This window comes from Burkholderia sp. KCJ3K979 (assembly GCF_016759955.1).
Taxonomy (GTDB): domain Bacteria; phylum Pseudomonadota; class Gammaproteobacteria; order Burkholderiales; family Burkholderiaceae; genus Burkholderia; species Burkholderia orbicola.
The window spans coordinates 47,094-67,835 of the sequence record NZ_JACFYV010000011.1 but is presented as its reverse complement, the minus strand read 5'-3'; the positions used below and the strand labels follow the sequence as shown (position 1 = coordinate 67,835).

The following is a 20,742-nucleotide window of genomic DNA, read 5'->3' as shown; positions in this document are numbered from 1 at the left end:
CCTTCGTGAATCGCTCAGCGCGCCCAGCGCAGCACGAGCGGATCGAGCCGGCGCGCGATCGTGAGCAATTCCGCGCGCGTGTCCGGGTGCAGTTCCGGCATCGGATGCCGCGGCCGCTCGCACGCGATCACGCCGCCTTCGCGCATCAGCGCCTTCGCGGTGAGGATCCCGGACTGGCGGTTCTCGTGATTGATCAGCGGCAGCCATGCCTGGTAATGCGTGAACGCATCGTCGTGCCGGCCTTCGCGGAACGCTTCGAGGATCGGCCGGATGCCGTCCGGGAAGCCGCCGCCCGTCATCGCGCCGGTGGCGCCCGCATGGAGATCGGCGAGCAGCGTGATCGCCTCCTCGCCGTCCCACGGCCCCTCGATCGCGTCGCCGCCGAGCCGGATCAGTTCGCGCAGCTTGTTCGCGGCGCCCGGCGTCTCGATCTTGAAGTACGCGACCTGCTCGATCTCGCGAGCCATTCGCGCGAGGAACGGCGCGGACAGCGGCGTGCCGCTCGCCGGCGCGTCCTGGATCATGATCGGGATGTCGATCGCATCCGACACGCGCGCGAAGAAATCGAAGATCTGCGCTTCCGGCACGCGGAACGTCGCGCCGTGATACGGCGGCATCGCCATCACCATCGCCGCGCCGAGCTGTTGCGCGCGCAGGCTGCGCGCCGCGCACACCTGCGTGCTGTAGTGCGACGTCGTGACGATCACCGGCACGCGGCCGGCCACGTGCTCGAGGATCGTGCGCGTGAGCACGTCGCGTTCGTCGTCGGTGACCGCGAACTGCTCGGAGAAGTTCGCGAGGATGCACAGCCCGTCCGAGCCGGCATCGATCATGAAATCGACCGCGCGCTTCTGGCTCGCGAGGTCGAGTTCGCCGGTGTCGGTAAACGTCGTCGGAACGACGGGAAAAATGCCGCGATGGCGCGGCGTGCTGCTCGATGTCATGGTTCGCGTCCTGCTTCGGCCCGGTTGTCACCGGCCGTCATGCGTTCACGGTTTCATGAAGCGCGGACCGGGAAGGCCCGCAACCGGCGGCGGCGCCTGTCGCGCCGCCCGCCTGCTCAATGCGAATGGCTCGGCACGTCCGCGCCGCGCGTGCCGACCAGGAAGTCGAGGTCGCACCCCTCGTCGGCCTGCAGCACGTGATCGATATACAGCCGCGCGTAGCCGCCCTTGCCGAGCTGGCCGGCCACGCCCGGCGCCGCGGTCGGATCGACGTCCGACAGGCGGCGTTGCAGTTCCTCATCCGTAATGTCGAGATGCAGCGTGCCGGCCTCGCAGTCGAGCTCGATCCAGTCGCCGTTGCGCACCGCGGCGAGCGGGCCGCCGGCGGCCGCTTCCGGCGCGACGTGCAGCACCACCGTGCCGTACGCGGTGCCGCTCATCCGTGCGTCGGAAATCCGCACCATGTCCTTCACGCCCTGGCGCAGCAGCTTCGGCGGCAGCCCCATGTTGCCGACCTCGGCCATGCCCGGATAGCCGCGCGGCCCGCAGTTCTTCAGCACCATCACCGAGCTCGCATCGATGTCGAGCGCTTCGTCGTTGATCGTCGCCTTGTAGTGGTCGAGGTTCTCGAACACCACCGCGCGGCCGCGATGCTTGAGCAGTTCGGGGCTCGCCGCCGACGGTTTCAGCACCGCACCGCGCGGCGCGAGATTGCCGCGCAGGATGCAGATCCCGCCGTCCGCGATCAGCGGCCGGTCGAGCGGGCGGATCACCTCGTCGTCGTAGTTCGGCGCTTCGCGCACGTTGTCCCACAGCGACTTGCCGTTCACCGTCAGCGCATCCGGGTGCGGCAGCAGCCCGCCTTCGCCGAGCCGGCGCAGCACGGCCGGCAGCCCGCCCGCGTAATAGAACTCCTCCATCAGGAAGCGCCCCGACGGCATCAGGTCGACGATCGTCGGCGTGTCGCGGCCGATGCGCATCCAGTCTTCCAGTTCGAGCGGCACGCCGATGCGGCCGGCGATCGCCTTCAGGTGGATCACCGCGTTGGTCGAGCCGCCGATCGCCGCGTTCGTGCGGATCGCGTTCTCGAACGCCGCGCGCGTCAGGATCTTCGACAGCACGAGCCCTTCGAGCGCCATCTCGACGATGCGGATGCCCGACATGTGCGCGAGCACGTAGCGGCGCGAGTCGACGGCCGGAATCGCCGCGTTGTGCGGCAGCGCGACGCCGAGCGCCTCGGCCATGCACGCCATCGTCGACGCGGTGCCCATCGTGTTGCAGGTGCCGGCCGAGCGCGACATCCCGGCTTCGGCCGACAGGAAGTGATGCACGTCGATCTCGCCGGCCTTCAGCGCTTCGTGCAGCTGCCACACGGCCGTGCCCGAACCGATGTTCTTGCCCTCGAGCTTGCCGTTCAGCATCGGGCCGCCCGACACGACGATCGCCGGCACGTCGCAGCTTGCCGCGCCCATCAGCAGCGCCGGTGTCGTCTTGTCGCAACCGGCGAGCAGCACGACCGCGTCGATCGGGTTGCCGCGGATCGCTTCCTCGACGTCCATCGACGCGAGGTTGCGCGTGAGCATCGCCGACGGCCGCAGATTCGATTCGCCGTTCGAGAACACCGGGAACTCGACCGGGAAACCGCCCGCTTCCGAGATCCCGCGCTTCACGTGCTCGGCGAGCTTGCGAAAGTGCGCGTTACACGGCGTCAGTTCGGACCACGTGTTGCAGATGCCGATGATCGGCCGGCCGTCGAATTCGTGATCGGGAATGCCCTGATTCTTCATCCAGCTCCGGTACATGAAGCCGTTCTTGTCGTTCGTGCCGAACCATTGGGCGGAGCGCAGCCTGGGTTTTGTTGCCGACATCGTCAGTCCTGTGGTGACGGGATACCGGCGCAGTCTAGGCAGAATTTTGATAACTGGCTAATGACGATTTAGGCGATTACGATATCCATTCCGATATCGATATAAACCCGTACGATGACCGAAGCCAGCCCGTGGGGAAACCGCGCCCGTCTGAAGACGCGCCAGTTGCTGCTGGTCGTCGCGCTCGCCGACGAAGGCAGCATTCACCGCGCGGCGGCCGCGCTGAACATGACGCAGCCGGCCGCGTCGAAGCTGCTGCGGGAACTGGAGGAGTCGATCGGCGCGGTGCTGTTCGAGCGCCTGCCGCGCGGGATGCGGCCGACGTTGTACGGCGACGCGCTGATCCGCCACGCGCGCGCGGCGCTCGGCAGCCTCGACCAGGCGCGCGAGGAGTTGGCCGCGCTGAAGGCCGGCCATCTCGGCCACGTGGCGGTGGGGGCGATCACGTCGCCGGCCCTGCGGCTCGTGCCGCCGGCCGTCGCCGCGGTGAAGGGCACGCACGCGGGGCTGCACGTGTCGGTCGAGATCGACACCAGCAACGTGCTGCTCGAACATCTCGCGCAGGAAAAGATCGACATCGTGCTCGGCCGGCTGTCCGCCGAACATGACAAGCTGCGCCTGCGCTACGAGCCGCTGACCGGCGAATCGGTGGCCGCCGTCGTACGGCCCGACCATCCGCTGCTCGCGCAAGCGCCGGTTGCGCTCGCCGACGTGCAGCGCGCCGCGTGGGTCGTGCCGCCGGCCGGCAGCGTGCTGCGGCACCGCTTCGAGCTCGTGTTCCAGCGCGCGAGCCTCGCGCCGCCGGCGAACGTCGTCGAGACGGCCGCACTGCTGTTCATCACGCAACTGATCGAGCAGAGCGACATGATCGCGGTGCTCGCCGAGGACGTCGCGCACTACTACGCGCGGCACGGCATCGTCACGGTGCTGCCGCTGGAAATGGATTGCCGGATGGACGATTTCGGGCTCATCACGCGCACCGACCGGCTGCATTCGCCGGCCGTCGCGGTGATGGTCGATGCGATTCGGGCCGCGGCGCGGGAGGTTTACGGCGTCGCGCCGTGACCGCGCAGCCGCGGTTTCCTACTCCGCGGCCCATTCGATCACCGGTTCGCAGCGAATCGGGAAGTTGACCGAATTCGCGATATAGCACTGCGCATGCGCATCGTGATGCAGATGCACGGCCCGTTCGCGATCGTCGCCGGCCCGAATCGTCACCTGCGGCCGCAGCACGATTTCGGTGAAGCGGCCCGCTCCGGCGCCGTCGAGCATCGTGCCTTCCGCGTGGTCGACGTAGGCCAGCACACGGATGCCGGCCTCGGAACACAGGTGCAGATACCAGAGCTTGTGGCACGCTGACGCCGACGCGAGCAGCAGGTCTTCGGGGTTCCAGCGCGCCGCGTCGCCGCGGAACGCCGGGTCCGACGAACCGGGGATATCCGGCTTGGCCCCGGCGCGGATCACGTGATCGCGGCCGTACTCGCGATACCCCGACGTGCCGGTGCCGCGGTTGCCCGTCCACTCCACTGCGACGCGATAGTGATGTTCACCCGATGCCATCTCGCTCTCCATTGATGTCGGTTGTCTTGACCGGGCCGGACGCCGTTGCGTGACGCCCGCCGATGATCGCCATTGTGGCACTGGATGGCCATTTGGTATACCATTATTCCAAAATGACGATACAGGCAGGCATGGAAGCCAAACTCGACTCCACGGCGGACGCGGTCGCCGCGTCGCTGCGCGACATGATCATCAACGGCGAGCTGGCGGCCGGCGAGCGGCTCGTCGAGCGCGATCTGGCCGAGCGGTTCGGCATCAGCCGGATTCCGATGCGCGAGGCGATCCAGCGGCTCGAACGCGAAGGCTTGCTCGATATCTTCAGGAATCGCGGCGCGGTCGTGCGGATGCTGAGCGCGTCCGACGTGCAGGAAATCTACGATCTGCGCGTGCTGCTCGAAGGCGACGCGATCTACCGCAGCGTGAAGCGGCTCGACGACGAGACGCTCGCGCGCGCCGAACTCGTGCATCGGCTGCTCGGCGATGCAACGGCGCCGCGCCGGCAGGGCGAGCTGAACCGCGAATTCCACGCGTTGCTGTATGCGTGCTGCGGCAACGCGCGGCAGTTGAAGTCGATCGCGGAGCTGCGCAGCCAGGTCGAACGTTACGAGCGCCTGCAGGCCACGCTGCTCGCGGATACGCCGTCGTTCCAGGTCGAGCACGAAGAGATTCTGCAGGCGTGCCACGAACGCAATGCACGCGCGGCACGCGCGATGACGGTCGCGCATCTCGAATCGGCGAGAAGCATCGTGCTGCGGCTCGTCGAAGGCGGCTGAGGCCGGCGCGACGATGCGCGCGGCCGACATCGTCAGCGGGATATCAGCGTGAAGCGCGGCGCTTGCCGGTTTTCGTGGGCGCCGGCGCAGGAGATTTCGCCATGTCCGTGATGTGCCGCAGCGCGATTTCGCGCCAGAGCGCGAACGCGGCCCGCGCCACGGCAGGGTCGCTGCCCGTCACGACATCGATGGTCAACCCGCGGATCATCGATCCGGCCAGTCACTGCAATTGCGTGATCTTGAGCGCAATCGCACGATCGAAACCCGCGACGGCATCGTCCATCAATGCGCGAAACCCTCGTCGAACGGCTTGAGGATACGTGCCACGGCCTCGTCGAGTTCCTTGTCGGCGCGCCGCGCCAACTGGATCTCCATGCTGGCGGCGAACAGCGGCGTGCCGATGAGCGCGCCCGCGACATCCAGCATCCGGTCGATCCGCTCGAGCGGCGTCGTCGCGCTGCGCGACGCGCGTTCGAACTGCGCGAAGCGATCGCCGGTGAGCCGCTCCTGCACCGCGGCCATCAATTCCGCCTTGGTCGGAAACTGGTGCTGCAGCGCGCCCATGCTGACATCGGCTTCGCGCCGGATCGCGAGCGTCGTCGCGCCCGAATAGCCTTCCTTGTGCAGCAGCGATATCGCGGCTGCAATGACGCGTTCGCGCGTCGCGTGGCTGCGTTCCGCCTGCGTCTGCCGGCGTGCGCGCGGCGTGCCGGAAGCCGTTGCCGTACCTGTCTTGACGGTTTTCTTCGTTCACGTAGGGGATCGAGCGCCGAAGCGGGCGCGGGTCGGGCGTCGGGCGCAGCCGCTGGCGGTCTGGATCGCTGCCGGCGGCTGTCTACGGATGCGAACTCTACCGATGAACGTCGCCGCCACCTGGCCCGTTCGCGGCCTTACGTGCCGCGCGTGCGCCCGATGCGGCGCGTTGTGCGGCCGGGCACCGGCCCGGTCGTCCCGCGCACCGTCAGCGTCGGCAGCGACGCGACCCGCACACGCGATGCGTCGTCGCCCTGCCCGCCCGCCTCGCGCAGCGTATTGAGCAATTCGACCGCGATGCCGGCCGCCTCGGCGGTCGGGATCGCGACGGTCGTCAGCGTGGGCCGCGTGTCGCGGGCGAGATGGATGTCGGTGATGCCGACGATCGACAGATCGTCGGGCACGCGCCGGCCGCGACCGGCCGCCGCATGCATCGCGCCGATCGCCGGCAGGTCGTTGGTCGCGACGAGCGCGGTCAGCTCGGGATGCGCATCGAGCAACTGCCCGGCCGCGCGCACGCCGCCCTCGATCGAATCGTGCCCGGCGCCGACGCGCGACGCGTCCACTCCGGCTTCGCGCATCACGTCGACGCAGCCGTCGTAGCGCGCGGCCTGCACGCCGTTTGCCGACCCGCCGACGATCACGCCGATCTCGCGATGGCCGAGTTCGAGCAGATGCCGCGTCGCGATCCGCCCCGCCTCGCGGAAATCGATCGCCACGCACGGCAGCCCGTCGGGCGGCGCCTCGGGCCGCTCCCACAGGCACAGCACGACCGGCACGCCGCGCCGCGCGACGTCGAGCAGATCCGGCAAGTGCAGGTTCGCGTTGGTCACGAGAATCCCCTCGGAGATCGTGCCGGCGATCTGGTCGAGATACGCGCGCCCCTGCAACGGATCTTCGTTCGTATTGCAGACGATCAGGAACTGCCCGTTGCGGCGTACCGCGCGCTCGACCGCCAGCGCGAACTCCGGATAGAACGGATTCGCGATGCTCGATACCATCAGCGCGACCGTCGGCGCGCGCCCTTCCGCCAGCGCCCGCGCGGCGAGATGCGGCCGATACCCGAGCGCGTCGACCGCTTCGAGCACCCGCGCCCGCGTCGCGTCGCCGACCCGGCCGCGGTCGCGCAGCACGTTCGACACCGTTGCGGCCGTCACGCCGGCGCGGCGCGCCACTTCATCCAGTGTTGCCATCGTTTGCCCACTATATGAGACGTCGATCCAGTATTTGCTTCGCTCACCGAAGCGGCGCACTATCGCCGGACACCTTGCCGCCCGACCGACGGGCGCGACTCGGCCGCGATCGCATGGCCTCTTTTTTTGATTGCGATGATTAAGCGCTTAATCAAGCAGTACGGCGCATTAGAACATGGAGCGGAGACAATGGCGAGCATCTCGATGCGACGCGTGCAGAAAGCCTATGGCGAGCACGCGCCGGTCATTCGCGACGTCGATCTGGAGATCGGCGCACACGAGTTCTGCGTGTTTCTCGGGCCGTCCGGATGCGGGAAATCGACGCTGCTGCGCATGATCGCCGGGCTCGAGGATCTGAGCGCGGGCGAGCTGTCGATCGACGGCCGCCGCGTCGACGACGTGCCGGCCGCCGAGCGCGGCGTCGCGATGGTGTTCCAGAGCTATGCGCTGTTTCCGCACATGACGGTGTACGAGAACATGGCGTTCGGGCTGAAGCTCGCGCGCGTGCCGAAGGCCGAGATCGACCGCAAGGTGCGCGACGCCGCGCGCATCCTGCAGCTCGACACGCTGCTCGAGCGCAAGCCGAAGGCGCTGTCCGGCGGCCAGCGGCAGCGCGTCGCGATCGGCCGCGCGATCGTGCGCGAGCCCGGCGTATTCCTGTTCGACGAACCGCTGTCGAATCTCGATGCGGCGCTGCGCGGCCAGACCCGCGTCGAAATCGCGAAGCTGCACCGGCAGTTCGAACGCGCGAGCGTCGTCTACGTGACGCACGACCAGACCGAGGCGATGACGCTCGCCGACAAGATCGTGCTGCTGCACGCCGGCGCGGATACCGCGCGGCACGGCAGCATCGCGCAGGTCGGCGCGCCGCTCGACCTCTACCACCATCCGGCCAGCCGCTTCGTCGCGGGCTTCATCGGCTCGCCGCGCATGAACTTCCTGCCGGCCGTCGTGACCGCGTGCGACGCGCGTCGCACGACCGTCACGCTCGTGCCGTCCGGCGAAACCTTCACGCTGCCGCGCGACGGCTCGGCGCTCTGCGCCGGCGCCGCCGTGACGCTCGGCATCCGTCCCGAACACCTGACGCTCGGCGCCGCTCTCGACGCGACGACGCTCGCGCGCGACGTCGCGCTCGTCGAACGCCTCGGCGAGCAGACGTACGTGCACCTCGATCCGTCCGGCCAGCCCAGCGCGACGCCGCTGATCGCGAAAGTACCCGGCGACGCGCCGGTGCGCACCGGCGAACGCGTGCACGTGCACGCGCCGGCCGCGGCCTGCCACCTGTTCACCGAAGACGGCCGCGCGGTGCCCGCGTGCGCCGACCTTCCCGTCCACCACTACGCATAAGGATCGGGCATGCGCCTCGGAGTCTGTTACTACCCGGAACACTGGCCGGAATCGATGTGGGCCGACGACGCCCGCCGGATGAAAGCGCTCGGCATCGAGCAGGTGCGGATCGCCGAATTCGCGTGGAGCCGCATCGAGCCGTCGCCGGGCGAATACGACTGGGGCTGGCTCGACCGTGCGGTCGACGTGCTCGGCGCGGCCGGCCTCGAAATCGTGATGTGCACGCCGACCGCGACGCCGCCGAAATGGCTGGTCGACCGCCATCCCGACATCCTCGCGATCGGTGCCGACGGCCTGCCGCGCAAGTTCGGTTCGCGCCGCCACTACGATTTCTCGTCGCCGGTCTATCTCGAAGCGTCGCGCCAGATCTGCACGGCGGTCGCCGAACGCTACGGTCGCCACCCGGCCGTGCGCTACTGGCAGACCGACAACGAACTCGGCTGCCACCAGACCGTCGTCAGCTACTCGCCGGCCGCGCTCGTGCGCTTTCGCGAATGGCTGAAAGCACGCTACGGCACGATCGACGCGCTGAACCGCGCATGGGGCACCGTGTTCTGGAGCATGGAATATCGTCATTTCGACGAAGTGGACGCGCCCGTGGGCACCGTGACCGAAGCCCATCCGTCGCATCGCCTCGATTACCGGCGCTTCGCGTCCGACGAGCTCGCACGCTATCACCGGATGCAGGTCGACGTGATCCGCGCGCATTCGCCGGGCCGCCCGGTCGCGCACAACTTCATGCAGCTCTTCACCGAGTTCGATCACTACGAAGTCGCGCGCGACCTCGATCTCGCGACGTGGGACAGCTATCCGCTCGGCGCGCTCGAGGAGCTGTGGTTCGCACCCGACGTGAAGGCGCGCTGGCTGCGTACCGGCCATCCGGATTTCGCGTCGTTCAATCACGACCTGTACCGCGGCATGTCGAAGCTGCCGTTCTGGGTGATGGAGCAGCAGCCGGGCCCCGTGAACTGGGCACACTGGAACCCCGCGCCGCTGCCGGGCATGGTACGGCTGTGGAGCTGGGAAGCGTTCGCGCACGGTGCCGGCTGCGTGTCGTACTTCCGCTGGCGGCAGGCGCCGTTCGCGCAGGAGCAGATGCACGCGGGCCTGAACACACCCGACAACCGGCTCGACGAAGGCGGCCGCGAAGCGCAGCGCGTCGCGCGGGAGATTGCCGCCGTGCTCGACGCCGGCGCCGATGCCGACGCGAACGGCGCGGTGCGCGCACCCGTCGCGCTGGTGTTCGACTACGACGCGAAGTGGCTGTTCGAAGTGCAGCCGCAAGGGGCCGATTTCCACTACCCGCGTTTCGCATTCGAGTACTACTCGGCGCTGCGTTCGCTCGGGCTCGACGTCGACATCGTTTCCGCGCACGCGCCGCTCGACGGCTACCGGCTCGTCGTCGTGCCGCCGCTGCCGGTCGTGCCGGACGATTTCGCGTCGCGGCTCGCCGCGTCGGGCGCCCATGCGGTGTTCGGCCCGCGCACCGGCTCGAAAACCATCGACCTGCAGATTCCGCCGGCGTTGCCGCCCGGCCCCCTCGCATCGATCCTGCCGATACGCGTGTGGCGCGTCGAGTCGCTGCGGCCGAACGTCACCGAACGGGTCGACGGCACGCTGCGCGACGGTTCGCCGCTCGCGGGCGACGCGCGTCACTGGCGCGATCTCGTCGAGCTCACCGACGACGACACGCGCAGCGTCGTGCACGCACGTTTCGCCGACGGTCATCCGGCCTGCCTGTCGCACGGCACGCTGCATTACTGGGCCGCGCTGTTCGACGAGGCGACCACCGTGCGCCTGTTCGCCGATATCGCGGCCGAAGCGGGCCTGGCCCCGACGCCGCTCGGCGACGCCGTACGCGTGAGCCGGCGCGGCGGCCTGACTTACGTATTCAACTACGCGGGCACGCCGCACACGATCGACGACGTGCCGCCGTCCGCGTTCGTGGTCGGCGCCGCGCAGGTCGAGCCGCAAGGCGTCGCCGTATATCGAAGCCGTTCGTAGCAACCGCCCCGGCGCCGCCGCGCGCCGGTCACGCACAACGACACACAGGACTGGAGACACTCATGACCCATCGCCCCCTTCGCGTCGCTGCCCGCCAGGCGACCGCCGCCGTCGCCTTCGGCCTCGCGTCGCTCGCCATGACGACGCCTGCCGATGCCGGCACGCTGACCGTCAACATCGCATTCAAGGGCGCGAGCCAGCGCGCGGTGTGGCAGTCGACGATCGAAGCGTTCCACAAGGCCCATCCCGACATCGACGTGAAGCCGACCTTCGTCGACGAGGAAGCGTACAAGGTGCAGCTCCCCGCATGGCTCACCACCGTCGCGCCGGACATCGTGAACTGGCACGCGGGCGAACGAATGGCGTACTACGCGAAGCGCGGGCTGTTCGAGGACCTGAGCGGCGACTGGTCGAAGAACGGCTGGGACGCGATGTATGCGTCGACGCGCAGCGCGTCGTCCTATAACGGCAAACAGTACGCGGCGCCGACCGTCTACTACTCGTGGGGGCTGTTCTACCGCAAGGACCTGTTCCGCAAGGTCGGCATCGCCGACGAACCGAAGACCTGGGACCAGTTTCTCGATGCATGCAAGAAGCTGAAGGCCGCGGGCATCACGCCGATCGCGATCGGCGGCCGCGACGCGTGGACGCTCGCCGGCTGGTTCGACTATCTCGACCTGCGCCTGAACGGCAACGCGTTCCACCAGCAATTGATGGCCGGCGACGTGCCGTACACCGACCCGCGCGTGAAGAAGGTCTACACGACGTGGAAATCGCTGATCGACTCGGGCTACTTCATCGACAACGCGCTGTCCTACGATCTCGACGGCGCACAGCCGTTCCTGTTCCAGGGCAAGGCCGCGATGATGCTGATGGGCACCTTCATCGCGGCGGGTTTCCCGCCGAACGTGAAGCACGAAATGGGCTATTACCGCTTCCCGATCATCGACCCGAAGGTGCCGACCGCCGAGGACGGCCCGGTCGAATCGCTGCACATCCCGACCAAGGCGAAGAACAAGGCCGACGCGCACACGTTCCTCGCGTTCGTCGAAACCCCCGAGATGGGTGCGAAGCTCGCCGACGGGCTCGGCTCGCTCTCGGCCAACAGCAAGTCGCCCGAGCCGGCCGATCCGATCTCGCGCATCGGCTTCCGGATCCTCGCCGACACGAAGGGCGGCGTCGCGCAGTTCTACGACCGCGACATGACCAAGGAAATGGCCGACGAGGGGATGAAGGGGATGCAGCAGTTCCTCGCGAATCCCGCGCAGCTCGATACGGTGCTCGCGCAACTCGAACAGACCCGCAAGCGGATCTACAAGAAGTGACCACGTGACCCAACCGGCGGCCGCGCGCCGCCGTGTCCGTTCAGGAGGCTTGCCGTGTCCAGTCCGATCACGTCCCCCCCGCCCGCCGGCACCGCGCCGCCGCCGCGCGGCTCATCCGCCAGCGCGCTGCCCGCGCGCCGCCCGTCGCCCGCCTTGCGGCGGCAACGGCGCGCCGCGTGGCTCTTTCTCGTCCCGGCCTGCGCGATGGTTGCCATTTATGTGATCTGGCCGATCCTGTCGACGTTGTCGCTGAGCCTGTACAACTGGGACGGAATGACCGAGCGCACCTTCGTCGGTCTCGCGAACTATGCGGAGCTGCTGCATGCGCCGACGTTCTACACGGCGCTGCGCAACAACGTGATCTGGCTCGTGCTGTTCATGCTCGCGCCGCCGCTCGGCCTCGCGCTCGCGCTGTACCTGAACCAGGCGGTCGGCGGCATCCGGCTCGTGAAGTCGCTGTTCTTCGCGCCGTTCGTGCTGTCGGGCGTGGTCGTCGGGCTGATCTTCTCGTGGTTCTACGATCCGACCTTCGGACTGCTCGCGCTCATCGCCGGGCACGGCATCCCGGTGCTCGGCGACGCGCGCTATGCGACCTTCGGCATCGTGTTCGCCGCGCTGTGGCCGCAAACGGCGTACTGCATGATCCTGTACCTGACCGGCCTCACGTCGGTCAACCCGGAACAGATCGAAGCCGCGCGGATGGAAGGCGCGCGCGGCTTCGCGCTGCTGTGGCACGTCGTGCTGCCGCAACTGCGGCCGACCACCTTCATGGCGATCGTCGTCACCGTGATCGGCGCGCTGCGCAGCTTCGACCTGATCTCGGTGATGACGGACGGCGGCCCGTTCGAAAGCTCGACCGTCCTCGCGTATTACATGTACGACCAGGCGATCAAGTACTACCGGCTCGGCTATTCCGCATCGATCGCGGTCGTGCTGTTCGCGATCATGCTCGTCTACATCGTGTTCCAGTTGCGCCGGATGCTGCGCAACGAACAGTGACCTTCCGGGAGCCCACTCATCATGTTTCCGACACCCGTTGCCCACTGGAAGCCGATATCGCGCCGGCTGTACAAGCTGTCGCTGCCCGTCGCGCTCGTGATCTGGCTGCTGCCGATGATCGCGGTGTTCGTCACGTCGGTGCGCTCGACCGAGGAGCTCGTCGAAGGCCACTACTGGGGCTGGCCTCGGCATTTCTCGATGATCGAGAACTATCGCGACGCGCTGACGACGTCGCCGATGCTGCATTACTTCTGGAACAGCGTGCAGATCACGGTGCCGTCGGTCATCGGCTCGATCGCGCTCGCGGCGATGGCCGGCTTCGCGCTGGCGACCTACCGGTTTCGCGGCAATACCGCGCTGTTCGGCACGTTCGTCGCCGGCAATTTCGTGCCGGTGCAGGTGCTGATGATTCCGGTGCGCGACCTGTCGCTGCGGCTCGGCGTGTTCAACACCGTCGAAGCGCTGATCCTGTTCCACGTCGCGTTTCAGACGGGGTTCTGCACGCTGTTCCTGCGCAACTTCATCAAGCAGTTGCCGTTCGAGCTGATCGAGGCGGCACGCATCGAAGGCGCGGGCGAATGGACGGTGTTCTGGCGCATCGTGCTGCCGCTGATCCGGCCGGCGCTGGCCGCGCTCGCGATTCTCGTGTTCACGTTCGTGTGGAACGATTACTTCTGGGCGCTGTGTCTGACGCAAGGCGACGAGGCCGCGCCGATCACGGCGGGTGTCGCGGCGCTGAAGGGGCAATGGACGACTTCGTGGAATCTCGTATCCGCCGGGTCGATTCTCGCCGCGCTGCCGTCGGTCGCGATGTTCTTCGCGATGCAGAAGCATTTCGTCGCGGGGCTCACGTTCGGCGCGACGAAAGGCTGAACGCGCGCCGCCCGCGTTTCGAATCTCCCCCTCCGCATCGTGAGGTTGCCCGCTTCGGCGGGCTTTTTTCATGCTTTGCGGATCGGGGCGATGTCGGTTGGCGAGCCTGGCCCGCCATCCAGGCTTCAACGCCGTCAACCGATTAGATGCGCAGCTTGCTGGCGGTTTCGACGCGCCTGGACGTCTGGGCGCCACTTTGCTCGACATCGATTCGGCTACGCGTACTTGTCGCCGACCGTACTGCGAATCGGATGGGTGTCGTAGACGATGATCATCCGTTCGATGAGCCCCTGGATGTCGAACTCGAACACGTCGACGCACTCGAAGCGCGCCACCGAACCGTCTTTCAAGGCCCAGTCGTAGATGAAGTAACCTGTCGCACGTGGAGCCCCGGTTGCGCTGACGCAGATGTCGATCGGTGTAATCCTGCTGTCTTCCGACGCGGCGGCGACCTTCGAAAAGAAGGGCTCAGGCTGCATCCAGCCGAGAAATGGCGAGAAAATCTGCGCGTCCGGCGTGAATAACGCACAGATCGCACCGACATCGCCTCGCTCCAGTTCTCGAAGGTAAGCGCGAACCTGTTGCGTATGGAGTGATTCCGACGTTGAGTCCAAAACTATCCTCCGATCATTCGTTGACGACCCCGTTCACTCGCAAGAACAGGGCATCCGGTACACGCACGATAGCGACGCCCCGATGACCGAACAATCGAAAAATTTGCAACCCGGGTATGCCGCGCATGCATACCCGCTGGCCGACCTGACGCGGCCGCTCCCGCCGCTGGCGGCGATTCAGTCGTTCGTCGCCGCGGCACAGCTGGGCAGCGTCAGCAAGGCTGCGGATCATCTATGCCGCACGCAAGGTGCGGTCAGCCGCCAGATACAGCAGCTGGAAACGCATTACCGATGCGCGCTCTTCGTGCGCCACGTATCGGGCCTGACGTTGACGGCAGAAGGCAATGCACTGCTGACGGTCGCGGTCGACGTGCTCACGCAATTGGTCCGGCACGCGGACGTTCATGCACGGGCGACTTCGGTGCTCACGTTGAAGTTGCCGTCCACGTTCGCCGTCCGCTGGCTGCTCCCGCGGCTGCCGGACATTCATCGCGCGATGAGCGGCACGGAGCTTCGTATTTCGACATCTGCGGACGATACGCCGGATTTCACGACGTCCGACGTCGATGCCATCGTCGTGCGCGGCACGGGACAGTGGACCGGCATGGCGGCGATACCGCTGTTCTCCGAGAGGCTCACGCCGATGTGCGCGCCCGCATTGGCACCCTCACTGCGATCCGTTGCCGATCTCGCGCAGGTCGATTTGCTGCATCCCGGGCCGAGCCACGCAGAGTGGCGGTGCTGGCTCGATCATGTCGGGGCACGCCAGATCGACGCCGGACGCGGACTCGTATTCGATACCCTCGAATTGACGCTCGCGGCATCGACGGAAGGACACGGCATTGCCATCGGCGACCCGCGAATGGCGAGAGACCGGCTCCGTGCCGGATCGCTGGTGACACCGTTCGAGGATGTGGCTCAAGACGGCCTGTCCTACTTCCTCGTCTATCCGCCCCAACGGGCGGCACAACCGAAAATCCGCGCGCTCGCCGAGGTCTTGCTACGACTTGCGCGAGAAGACTGATTGATGGGCGGGAGTCGAGGCACCACGGTCACCCGTGGTCAGAGATCCCCGCGCACTTCGCCGGTTCCCAGCGCGCTCCGCTGCCGGTTGACTTCCGCCCACAGCTCGTCGCTGTCGTCCTCGCGCAGCACGACCATGCAGTCCAGTTGATCGTCGGTCACGCCGAAGTACGCCAGGATTTCCCGCCGAACCCCATCGACGAACTCCGCGTATTCCGGCGTTGCCTGGGCCCGCGCGTGCAAGGCGTCGTATTCCGCATCGTCCGCGCCGCCGCCGTGCTCGTCGATATAGCGCGAGATCCACTGGTCTCGTTCGTGGTCGTAATCCGCCTCGGCGCGCATCGCTTGCACGGCCGTGTACAAATCCAGTTGGGCAAACGCGGCGATCGCCGCCGTTGTCGCCTCGTCGAATGTCGTCGTCATTGCCTCTCTCACTTCAGTCATCGCACATCGTCGGTCACGCCGGGAAGCCCTTGTCGCGGGCGGTTTCAGGTCGCTCACGAGAAAACCGGCTGCGCTGTTCCGAACCGCTCGTATTCGTTCATCGTATCGGACGAATCAATCCTGTCAGGCGCCTTGAACGGGAAGGGTTCGGGCTACCTGGACGGTTTGCCGGGCTTGCCCCGACCACCCGCCGATTTGCCGGCCGGCTTCCCCGCCGCCGCCTTGCCCGCCGGTTTGCTGCGCGGCTTCTGCACGCTGAACGGGCTCCCGATGGTGTAGTCCGTTCCCGTGCCGACGGCGGGCTTCGCATGCTGCGCCACGGGCTTGCGCTTGCCTTCGCCACCTTGCGTAGGCGGCTTCTTGCCCGGCTGCGCCTGTCTGCCGACCGGCGCAGCTTGCTGCACCTTCGGCTTCTTCGGCTTTTTCGGTTTCTTGATGATCTCGCCCGTCGCGCTGGTTTCCGGCACGCGGTGTTCGGCTTCGAAACCCGGCTCTTCTTCGCGCCGCAGCGTCTGCCGGATCAGCGCTTCGATCGCGGCGAGTTGCGGCGCTTCGTCGGCGCACACGAGGGATACCGCCACGCCGCTCGCGCCCGCGCGTCCGGTCCGGCCAATACGGTGCACGTAGTCTTGCGCGACGATCGGCAGATCGACGTTGATCACGAGCGGCAGATCGTCGATATCCAGCCCGCGCGCCGCCACATCGGTGGCGACCAGCATCTGTACTTCACCCGTCTTGAAACGCTCCAGCGCGCGCAAACGCGCGGGTTGCGGCTTGTCGCCGTGGATCGTATCGACCGCATAGCCGGCCTTCTCCAGCATGAGCGCCAGATAGTCGACGCCGTTGCGGGTCTTGACGAACACCAGCGCGTGCTCCCACCTGTTCTGGGCCACCAGGTGCATGAAGAGGTCGGGCTTGTTCCGCTTGTCGACCGGCACGACCCACTGCTTGATCTTGCTGGCCGTGGCATTGGGCGGGCTGACGCTGATATCGACCGGGCTGCGCAGAATGCCGGCCGCCATCTTGCGGATCTCGTCGGAGAACGTGGCCGAGAACAACAGCGTCTGCCGCTTGGCGGGCAACGCGGCAAAGACCGCGTCGAGTTCGCGCGCGAAGCCGAGATCGAGCATGCGGTCGGCTTCGTCGAGCACCAGCGTCTGCACCTGATCGAACTGCACCGCGTTCTGGCGATTGAGGTCGAGCAAGCGGCCCGGCGTGGCAACGAGCACGTCCACGCCCTTGCGCAGCTTCATCATCTGAGGATTGATGCTCACTCCGCCGTAGGCGGCCAGAAATCGCAGATCGAGACCTTTGCCGTACTCGACGAAGCTTTGCAGCACCTGTTCGGCCAGCTCGCGCGTGGGCACCAGCACCAGCACGCGCGCGCGGTTGCTGGATACCGCCGGGCCGTGTTGCACCAGCCGTTGCAGCAGCGGCAGCGCGAAACCGGCCGTCTTGCCGGTGCCGGTCTGGGCCGCGGCCATGACGTCCTTGCCGCCGAGCACCACAGGAATCGCCTTGGCCTGCACCGGCGTGGGTGTCTGGTAATTGAGGCCCTGCAGATTACGCAGTAACGGCTCGATCAGGCCAAGCGAGGCAAAAGACATGGACGTGTTCCGGGCTAAAACCGCAATTCTAGCGGTTACCGGGCGAGCCAAGCCCCGTCCGCTCACGTCCCTCGTTCGAGCCGCAACGTCGACGCGTGGTGGCCCGCGATCGCAGCCGGCGCGGAAGCGATCGTACTGACGCGAGCGGCTGCGGTGCGTTCGTGAAGGAATACGGCGACCTGCTGCGCTCCGACCCCGTCTATGCGGACAAGGCGGGTCGCGTCAGCGCGCCCGCACGCAGCCGGAATCGATTGTCACCGCCGACGTCGGCTGTCAGACTCATCTGCACGACGCGGGCCGCACGCCCGTGCGCCAATGGATCGAGCTCGTCGACAACCGGCTGGTCAACCGACCGCCGTTTCCGGAGGAACGCCATGCAAACGAAACCCGAACTCGAACTGGCCGATGCCGAGCGCATGCTCGCCGCCGCCCGCGCGGAAGCGGAACACCACGGCTGGGCCGTGTCGATCGCCGTCGTCGACGATGGCGGCCACCTGCTCGCCTTCGCGCGGCTGAACGGCGCCTCGCCGGCCAGCAGCACCATTGCGCAGGACAAGGCGCGCGCGGCGGCGCTCGGCCGTCGCGAGACGAAGGCGTATGAAGATATGATCAACGGTGGCCGCACCGCGTTTCTGAGCGCGCCGCTGTCCGGGTTGCTCGAAGGCGGCGTGCCGGTCACGGTCGGCGGCCGGATCGCAGGCGCGATCGGTGTGTCTGGCGTAAAGTCCGAACAGGACGCGCAGATCGCCCGCGCCGGTACACAGAGCGTCGCGGAATAACCAGCCAAACCGCGCGCATTTTCCCCGGGAGGAATCACGATGATCGACCAAGCAGGACTGCAAGTCGCGCCAGCGCTGAGCCAGTTCATTGAAAACGAAGCGCTGCCGGGCACCGGCATCGACAAAGCCGCGTTCTGGAGCGGTTTCTCGGCCCTGGTGCACGACCTCGCGCCGCGCAACCGCGAGCTGCTCGCCGAACGCGACCGCCTGCAGCAGGAACTCGACGCGTGGCATCGCGCGCACCCCGGCCCGGTACGCGACCATGCCGCGTATCGCGCGTTCCTCGAAAAAATCGGCTACCTCGTGCCGGTCCCGTCGAACGTCGCGGCAGCCACCGCGAACGTCGACAGCGAGATCGCCACGCAGGCCGGCCCGCAGCTCGTCGTGCCGCTGTCGAACGCGCGCTATGCGCTGAACGCCGCGAACGCACGCTGGGGCAGCCTGTACGACGCGCTGTACGGCACCGACGCGCTGCCGGAAGACGGCGGCGCCGAACGCACCGCGGCCTACAACCCGACGCGCGGCCAGCGCGTGATCGACTACGCGCGCAACGTGCTCGACAACGCCGCGCCGCTCGCGAGCGGCTCGCACCGCGACGCGCTGCGCTACCGCGTGCAGGACGGCCAGCTCGCGGTCGAAACCGCGCAGGGCAACGTCGCGCTCGCGCAGCCGGCGCAATTCGTCGGCTACCAGGGTGCGGCCGATGCGCCGTCCGCGATCCTGCTGAAGCACAACGGCCTGCACCTCGAGATCCAGATCGATGCGTCGACGCCCATCGGCCGCGCCGATCTCGCGAACGTGAAGGACGTCGTGCTCGAAGCCGCGGTCAGCACGATCATCGACTGCGAGGATTCGGTCGCGGCGGTCGACGCCGACGACAAGGTCCAGCTCTACCGCAACTGGCTCGGCCTGATGCAGGGCACGCTGGTCGAGGAAGTCGCGAAGGACGGCAAGACCTTCACGCGCCGCCTGAACGCCGATCGCGAGTACACGACGCCGGCCGGCGGCACGCTGTCGCTGCACGGCCGCTCGCTGCTGTTCGTGCGCAACGTCGGCCACCTGATGACCAACGGCGCGGTGCTCGACCGCGACGGCAACGAGATTCCGGAAGGGATTCTCGATGGCGTCGTCACGACGCTGTGCGCGCTGCACGACCTGAAGGCGAAGCGCAATTCGCGCACGGGCTCGATCTACATCGTGAAGCCGAAGATGCACGGCCCGGCCGAAGTCGCGTTCGCCGACACGCTGTTCGCACGCATCGAAGATCTGTACAACCTGCCGCGCAACACGCTGAAGATGGGCATCATGGACGAGGAACGCCGCACCAGCGTGAACCTCGCCGCGTGTATCGCGGCGGCGGCCGCGCGCGTCGCGTTCATCAACACCGGCTTCCTCGACCGCACCGGCGACGAGATGCATACCGCGATGGAAGCGGGCCCGATGATCCGCAAGGGCGACATGAAGTCGTCGGCGTGGATCCAGTCGTACGAGCGCAACAACGTGCTCGCGGGCCTGTCGGCCGGCCTGCGCGGCCGCGCGCAGATCGGCAAGGGCATGTGGGCGATGCCGGACCTGATGCATGCGATGCTCGAGCAGAAGATCGCGCATCCGCGCGCCGGCGCGAACACCGCATGGGTGCCGTCGCCGACCGCCGCGACGCTGCACGCGCTGCACTACCACCTCGTCGACGTGCAGGCCGTCCAGCAGGAACTCGAGAAAACGCCGTATGCCAGCGAGCGCGACGCGCTGCTCGAAGGGCTGCTGACCGTGCCGGTCGTCGAGCGTGCCGCGTGGAGCGAGGCCGAGATCCTGAGCGAGGTCGAGAACAACGCGCAGGGCATCCTCGGCTACGTCGTGCGCTGGGTCGAACAGGGCGTCGGCTGCTCGAAGGTGCCGGACATCCACGACGTCGGCCTGATGGAGGATCGCGCGACGCTGCGCATTTCGAGCCAGCACATCGCGAACTGGCTGCGCCACGGCGTGATCACCGAGGCGTTCGTGCTCGACGTGTTCAAGCGGATGGCCCGCGTCGTCGACCAGCAGAACGCCGGCGATCCGAACTATCGCCCGATGGCGCCCGGCTACGACCAGTCGACCGCGTTCAAGGCCGCGTGCGCGCTCGCGCTGCAAGGCACGTCGCAGCCGAGCGGCTATACCGAGCCGCTGCTGCATCGGTTCCGGCTCGCGTTCAAGGCGCAGCAGCACGGCGCATAAACCTGCGCAGGCGGGCGCGTCCCGCATGCGGGGGCGCCGGTTGTACACCGGCCTGGCGAAACGGGCAGCCTCACGGCTGCCCGTTTTTCATATTCGTGTTCACCCGATCGTTGAAACCGATAATCGGCACCTATCGCCGGCTTTCGCGTGCGACGGTCCGCCGATCGTTAATTCGCCGTTTCCGCGGCCGTATGGCGCCCCGCCTTCCGCCGCGCCGCAAAGCCTTGCGGGGCAACGCTTCCCCCGATATTTGCAAGTCCGGGATTACACCATAATTTGACCCCGATCAACCCGGCGCAACATTTTTCGCGCACGCAAACACGCGCGTTATACTCCGTGGAATTCGCATCGCGCGATTCATCGGATCGTCGAATTGCAGTAGACGTTTACCTATGAATATAGGGTTTATCCGGCCGCGATCG

Annotated in this window: 19 protein-coding genes and 1 pseudogene; 11 read left to right on the top strand and 9 right to left on the bottom strand. The window is 67.3% G+C overall.

Translation table 11 applies throughout. The features are described 5' to 3' along the window. Positions 1 to 14: 14 nt before the first annotated feature. Both H3O04_RS04815 and H3O04_RS04810 read right to left on the bottom strand, forming a co-directional pair. Positions 15 to 944, bottom strand: a complete 930-nt coding sequence (locus tag H3O04_RS04815; protein ID WP_202587226.1) for a dihydrodipicolinate synthase family protein — start codon at positions 942 to 944, stop codon at positions 15 to 17. Between the two features lie 116 nt (positions 945 to 1,060). Next, positions 1,061 to 2,812 (bottom strand): IlvD/Edd family dehydratase, encoded by a 1,752-nt coding sequence (locus H3O04_RS04810; RefSeq protein WP_006480235.1) that lies wholly within the window; start codon positions 2,810 to 2,812, stop codon positions 1,061 to 1,063. Between the two features lie 114 nt (positions 2,813 to 2,926). Between H3O04_RS04810 and H3O04_RS04805 the strand changes: the two genes are divergently transcribed. Then, the gene (locus H3O04_RS04805; protein ID WP_023476179.1) at positions 2,927 to 3,877 is read left to right on the top strand and encodes a LysR substrate-binding domain-containing protein; all 951 of its coding nucleotides are present in this window, start codon (positions 2,927 to 2,929) and stop codon (positions 3,875 to 3,877) included. An 18-nt stretch (positions 3,878 to 3,895) separates the two neighbouring features. Here H3O04_RS04805 and H3O04_RS04800 read toward each other — a convergent pair whose 3' ends face one another. After that, entirely contained in the window at positions 3,896 to 4,372 is a 477-nt protein-coding gene (locus tag H3O04_RS04800; protein ID WP_023476178.1) for an OsmC family protein, read from the bottom strand. Positions 4,373 to 4,503: 131 nt separating this feature from the next. Here H3O04_RS04800 and H3O04_RS04795 point away from each other — a divergent pair, with 131 nt between their 5' ends. After that, the gene (locus H3O04_RS04795; RefSeq protein WP_023476177.1) at positions 4,504 to 5,145 is read left to right on the top strand and encodes a GntR family transcriptional regulator; all 642 of its coding nucleotides are present in this window, start codon (positions 4,504 to 4,506) and stop codon (positions 5,143 to 5,145) included. Between the two features lie 43 nt (positions 5,146 to 5,188). On the opposite strand, the gene H3O04_RS36015 is transcribed toward H3O04_RS04795, so the two are convergent. The 3 genes from H3O04_RS36015 to H3O04_RS04785 form a co-directional block, all read right to left on the bottom strand. After that, on the bottom strand, positions 5,189 to 5,341 hold the full coding sequence (locus tag H3O04_RS36015) for a hypothetical protein (protein WP_234621505.1): 153 nt from the start codon (positions 5,339 to 5,341) through the stop codon (positions 5,189 to 5,191). An 86-nt stretch (positions 5,342 to 5,427) separates the two neighbouring features. After that, positions 5,428 to 5,709 (bottom strand): hypothetical protein, encoded by a 282-nt coding sequence (locus tag H3O04_RS36010; RefSeq protein ID WP_237666176.1) that lies wholly within the window; start codon positions 5,707 to 5,709, stop codon positions 5,428 to 5,430. 326 nt (positions 5,710 to 6,035) lie between these two features. Continuing rightward, positions 6,036 to 7,091, bottom strand: a complete 1,056-nt coding sequence (locus H3O04_RS04785; RefSeq protein ID WP_202587225.1) for a LacI family DNA-binding transcriptional regulator — start codon at positions 7,089 to 7,091, stop codon at positions 6,036 to 6,038. Between the two features lie 189 nt (positions 7,092 to 7,280). On the opposite strand from H3O04_RS04785, the gene H3O04_RS04780 reads away from it, so the two are divergent. The 5 genes from H3O04_RS04780 to H3O04_RS04760 all read left to right on the top strand — a co-directional run bounded on the left by H3O04_RS04780 (position 7,281) and on the right by H3O04_RS04760 (position 13,639). Beyond that, positions 7,281 to 8,438 (top strand): ABC transporter ATP-binding protein, encoded by a 1,158-nt coding sequence (locus tag H3O04_RS04780; RefSeq protein WP_023476173.1) that lies wholly within the window; start codon positions 7,281 to 7,283, stop codon positions 8,436 to 8,438. Between the two features lie 9 nt (positions 8,439 to 8,447). Further along, on the top strand, positions 8,448 to 10,442 hold the full coding sequence (locus H3O04_RS04775; RefSeq protein WP_023476172.1) for a beta-galactosidase: 1,995 nt from the start codon (positions 8,448 to 8,450) through the stop codon (positions 10,440 to 10,442). Positions 10,443 to 10,504: 62 nt separating this feature from the next. Beyond that, the gene (locus H3O04_RS04770) at positions 10,505 to 11,767 is read left to right on the top strand and encodes an ABC transporter substrate-binding protein (protein ID WP_202587224.1); all 1,263 of its coding nucleotides are present in this window, start codon (positions 10,505 to 10,507) and stop codon (positions 11,765 to 11,767) included. 54 nt (positions 11,768 to 11,821) lie between these two features. Next, entirely contained in the window at positions 11,822 to 12,766 is a 945-nt protein-coding gene (locus H3O04_RS04765; RefSeq protein ID WP_202587223.1) for an ABC transporter permease subunit, read from the top strand. Positions 12,767 to 12,787: 21 nt separating this feature from the next. After that, the gene (locus tag H3O04_RS04760) at positions 12,788 to 13,639 is read left to right on the top strand and encodes a carbohydrate ABC transporter permease (protein ID WP_027806696.1); all 852 of its coding nucleotides are present in this window, start codon (positions 12,788 to 12,790) and stop codon (positions 13,637 to 13,639) included. A 215-nt stretch (positions 13,640 to 13,854) separates the two neighbouring features. On the opposite strand, the gene H3O04_RS04755 is transcribed toward H3O04_RS04760, so the two are convergent. Next, positions 13,855 to 14,253: a nuclear transport factor 2 family protein gene (locus H3O04_RS04755; protein WP_202587222.1), complete on the bottom strand. Its 399-nt coding sequence runs from the start codon at positions 14,251 to 14,253 to the stop codon at positions 13,855 to 13,857. A gap of 82 nt (positions 14,254 to 14,335) precedes the next feature. On the opposite strand from H3O04_RS04755, the gene H3O04_RS04750 reads away from it, so the two are divergent. Further along, positions 14,336 to 15,277, top strand: a complete 942-nt coding sequence (locus H3O04_RS04750; RefSeq protein WP_023476168.1) for a LysR substrate-binding domain-containing protein — start codon at positions 14,336 to 14,338, stop codon at positions 15,275 to 15,277. 38 nt (positions 15,278 to 15,315) lie between these two features. Here the strand turns inward: H3O04_RS04750 and H3O04_RS04745 are convergent, their stop codons facing one another. Both H3O04_RS04745 and H3O04_RS04740 read right to left on the bottom strand, forming a co-directional pair. Continuing rightward, positions 15,316 to 15,699: a hypothetical protein gene (locus H3O04_RS04745; RefSeq protein ID WP_023476167.1), complete on the bottom strand. Its 384-nt coding sequence runs from the start codon at positions 15,697 to 15,699 to the stop codon at positions 15,316 to 15,318. A gap of 173 nt (positions 15,700 to 15,872) precedes the next feature. Next, positions 15,873 to 17,327, bottom strand: coding sequence for a DEAD/DEAH box helicase (locus H3O04_RS04740; RefSeq protein WP_023476165.1), 1,455 nt, complete (start codon positions 17,325 to 17,327; stop codon positions 15,873 to 15,875). A 72-nt stretch (positions 17,328 to 17,399) separates the two neighbouring features. On the opposite strand from H3O04_RS04740, the pseudogene glcF reads away from it, so the two are divergent. The 3 genes and pseudogenes from glcF to H3O04_RS04725 all read left to right on the top strand — a co-directional run. Next, positions 17,400 to 17,566, top strand: a pseudogene (gene glcF, locus H3O04_RS36775) (glycolate oxidase subunit GlcF); the annotation flags it as partial. Between the two features lie 135 nt (positions 17,567 to 17,701). After that, complete coding sequence (locus H3O04_RS04730) at positions 17,702 to 18,106, top strand: GlcG/HbpS family heme-binding protein (RefSeq protein WP_023476164.1); 405 nt, start codon at positions 17,702 to 17,704, stop codon at positions 18,104 to 18,106. A gap of 39 nt (positions 18,107 to 18,145) precedes the next feature. Continuing rightward, entirely contained in the window at positions 18,146 to 20,320 is a 2,175-nt protein-coding gene (locus H3O04_RS04725) for a malate synthase G (protein WP_202587221.1), read from the top strand. Positions 20,321 to 20,742: the final 422 nt, after the last annotated feature.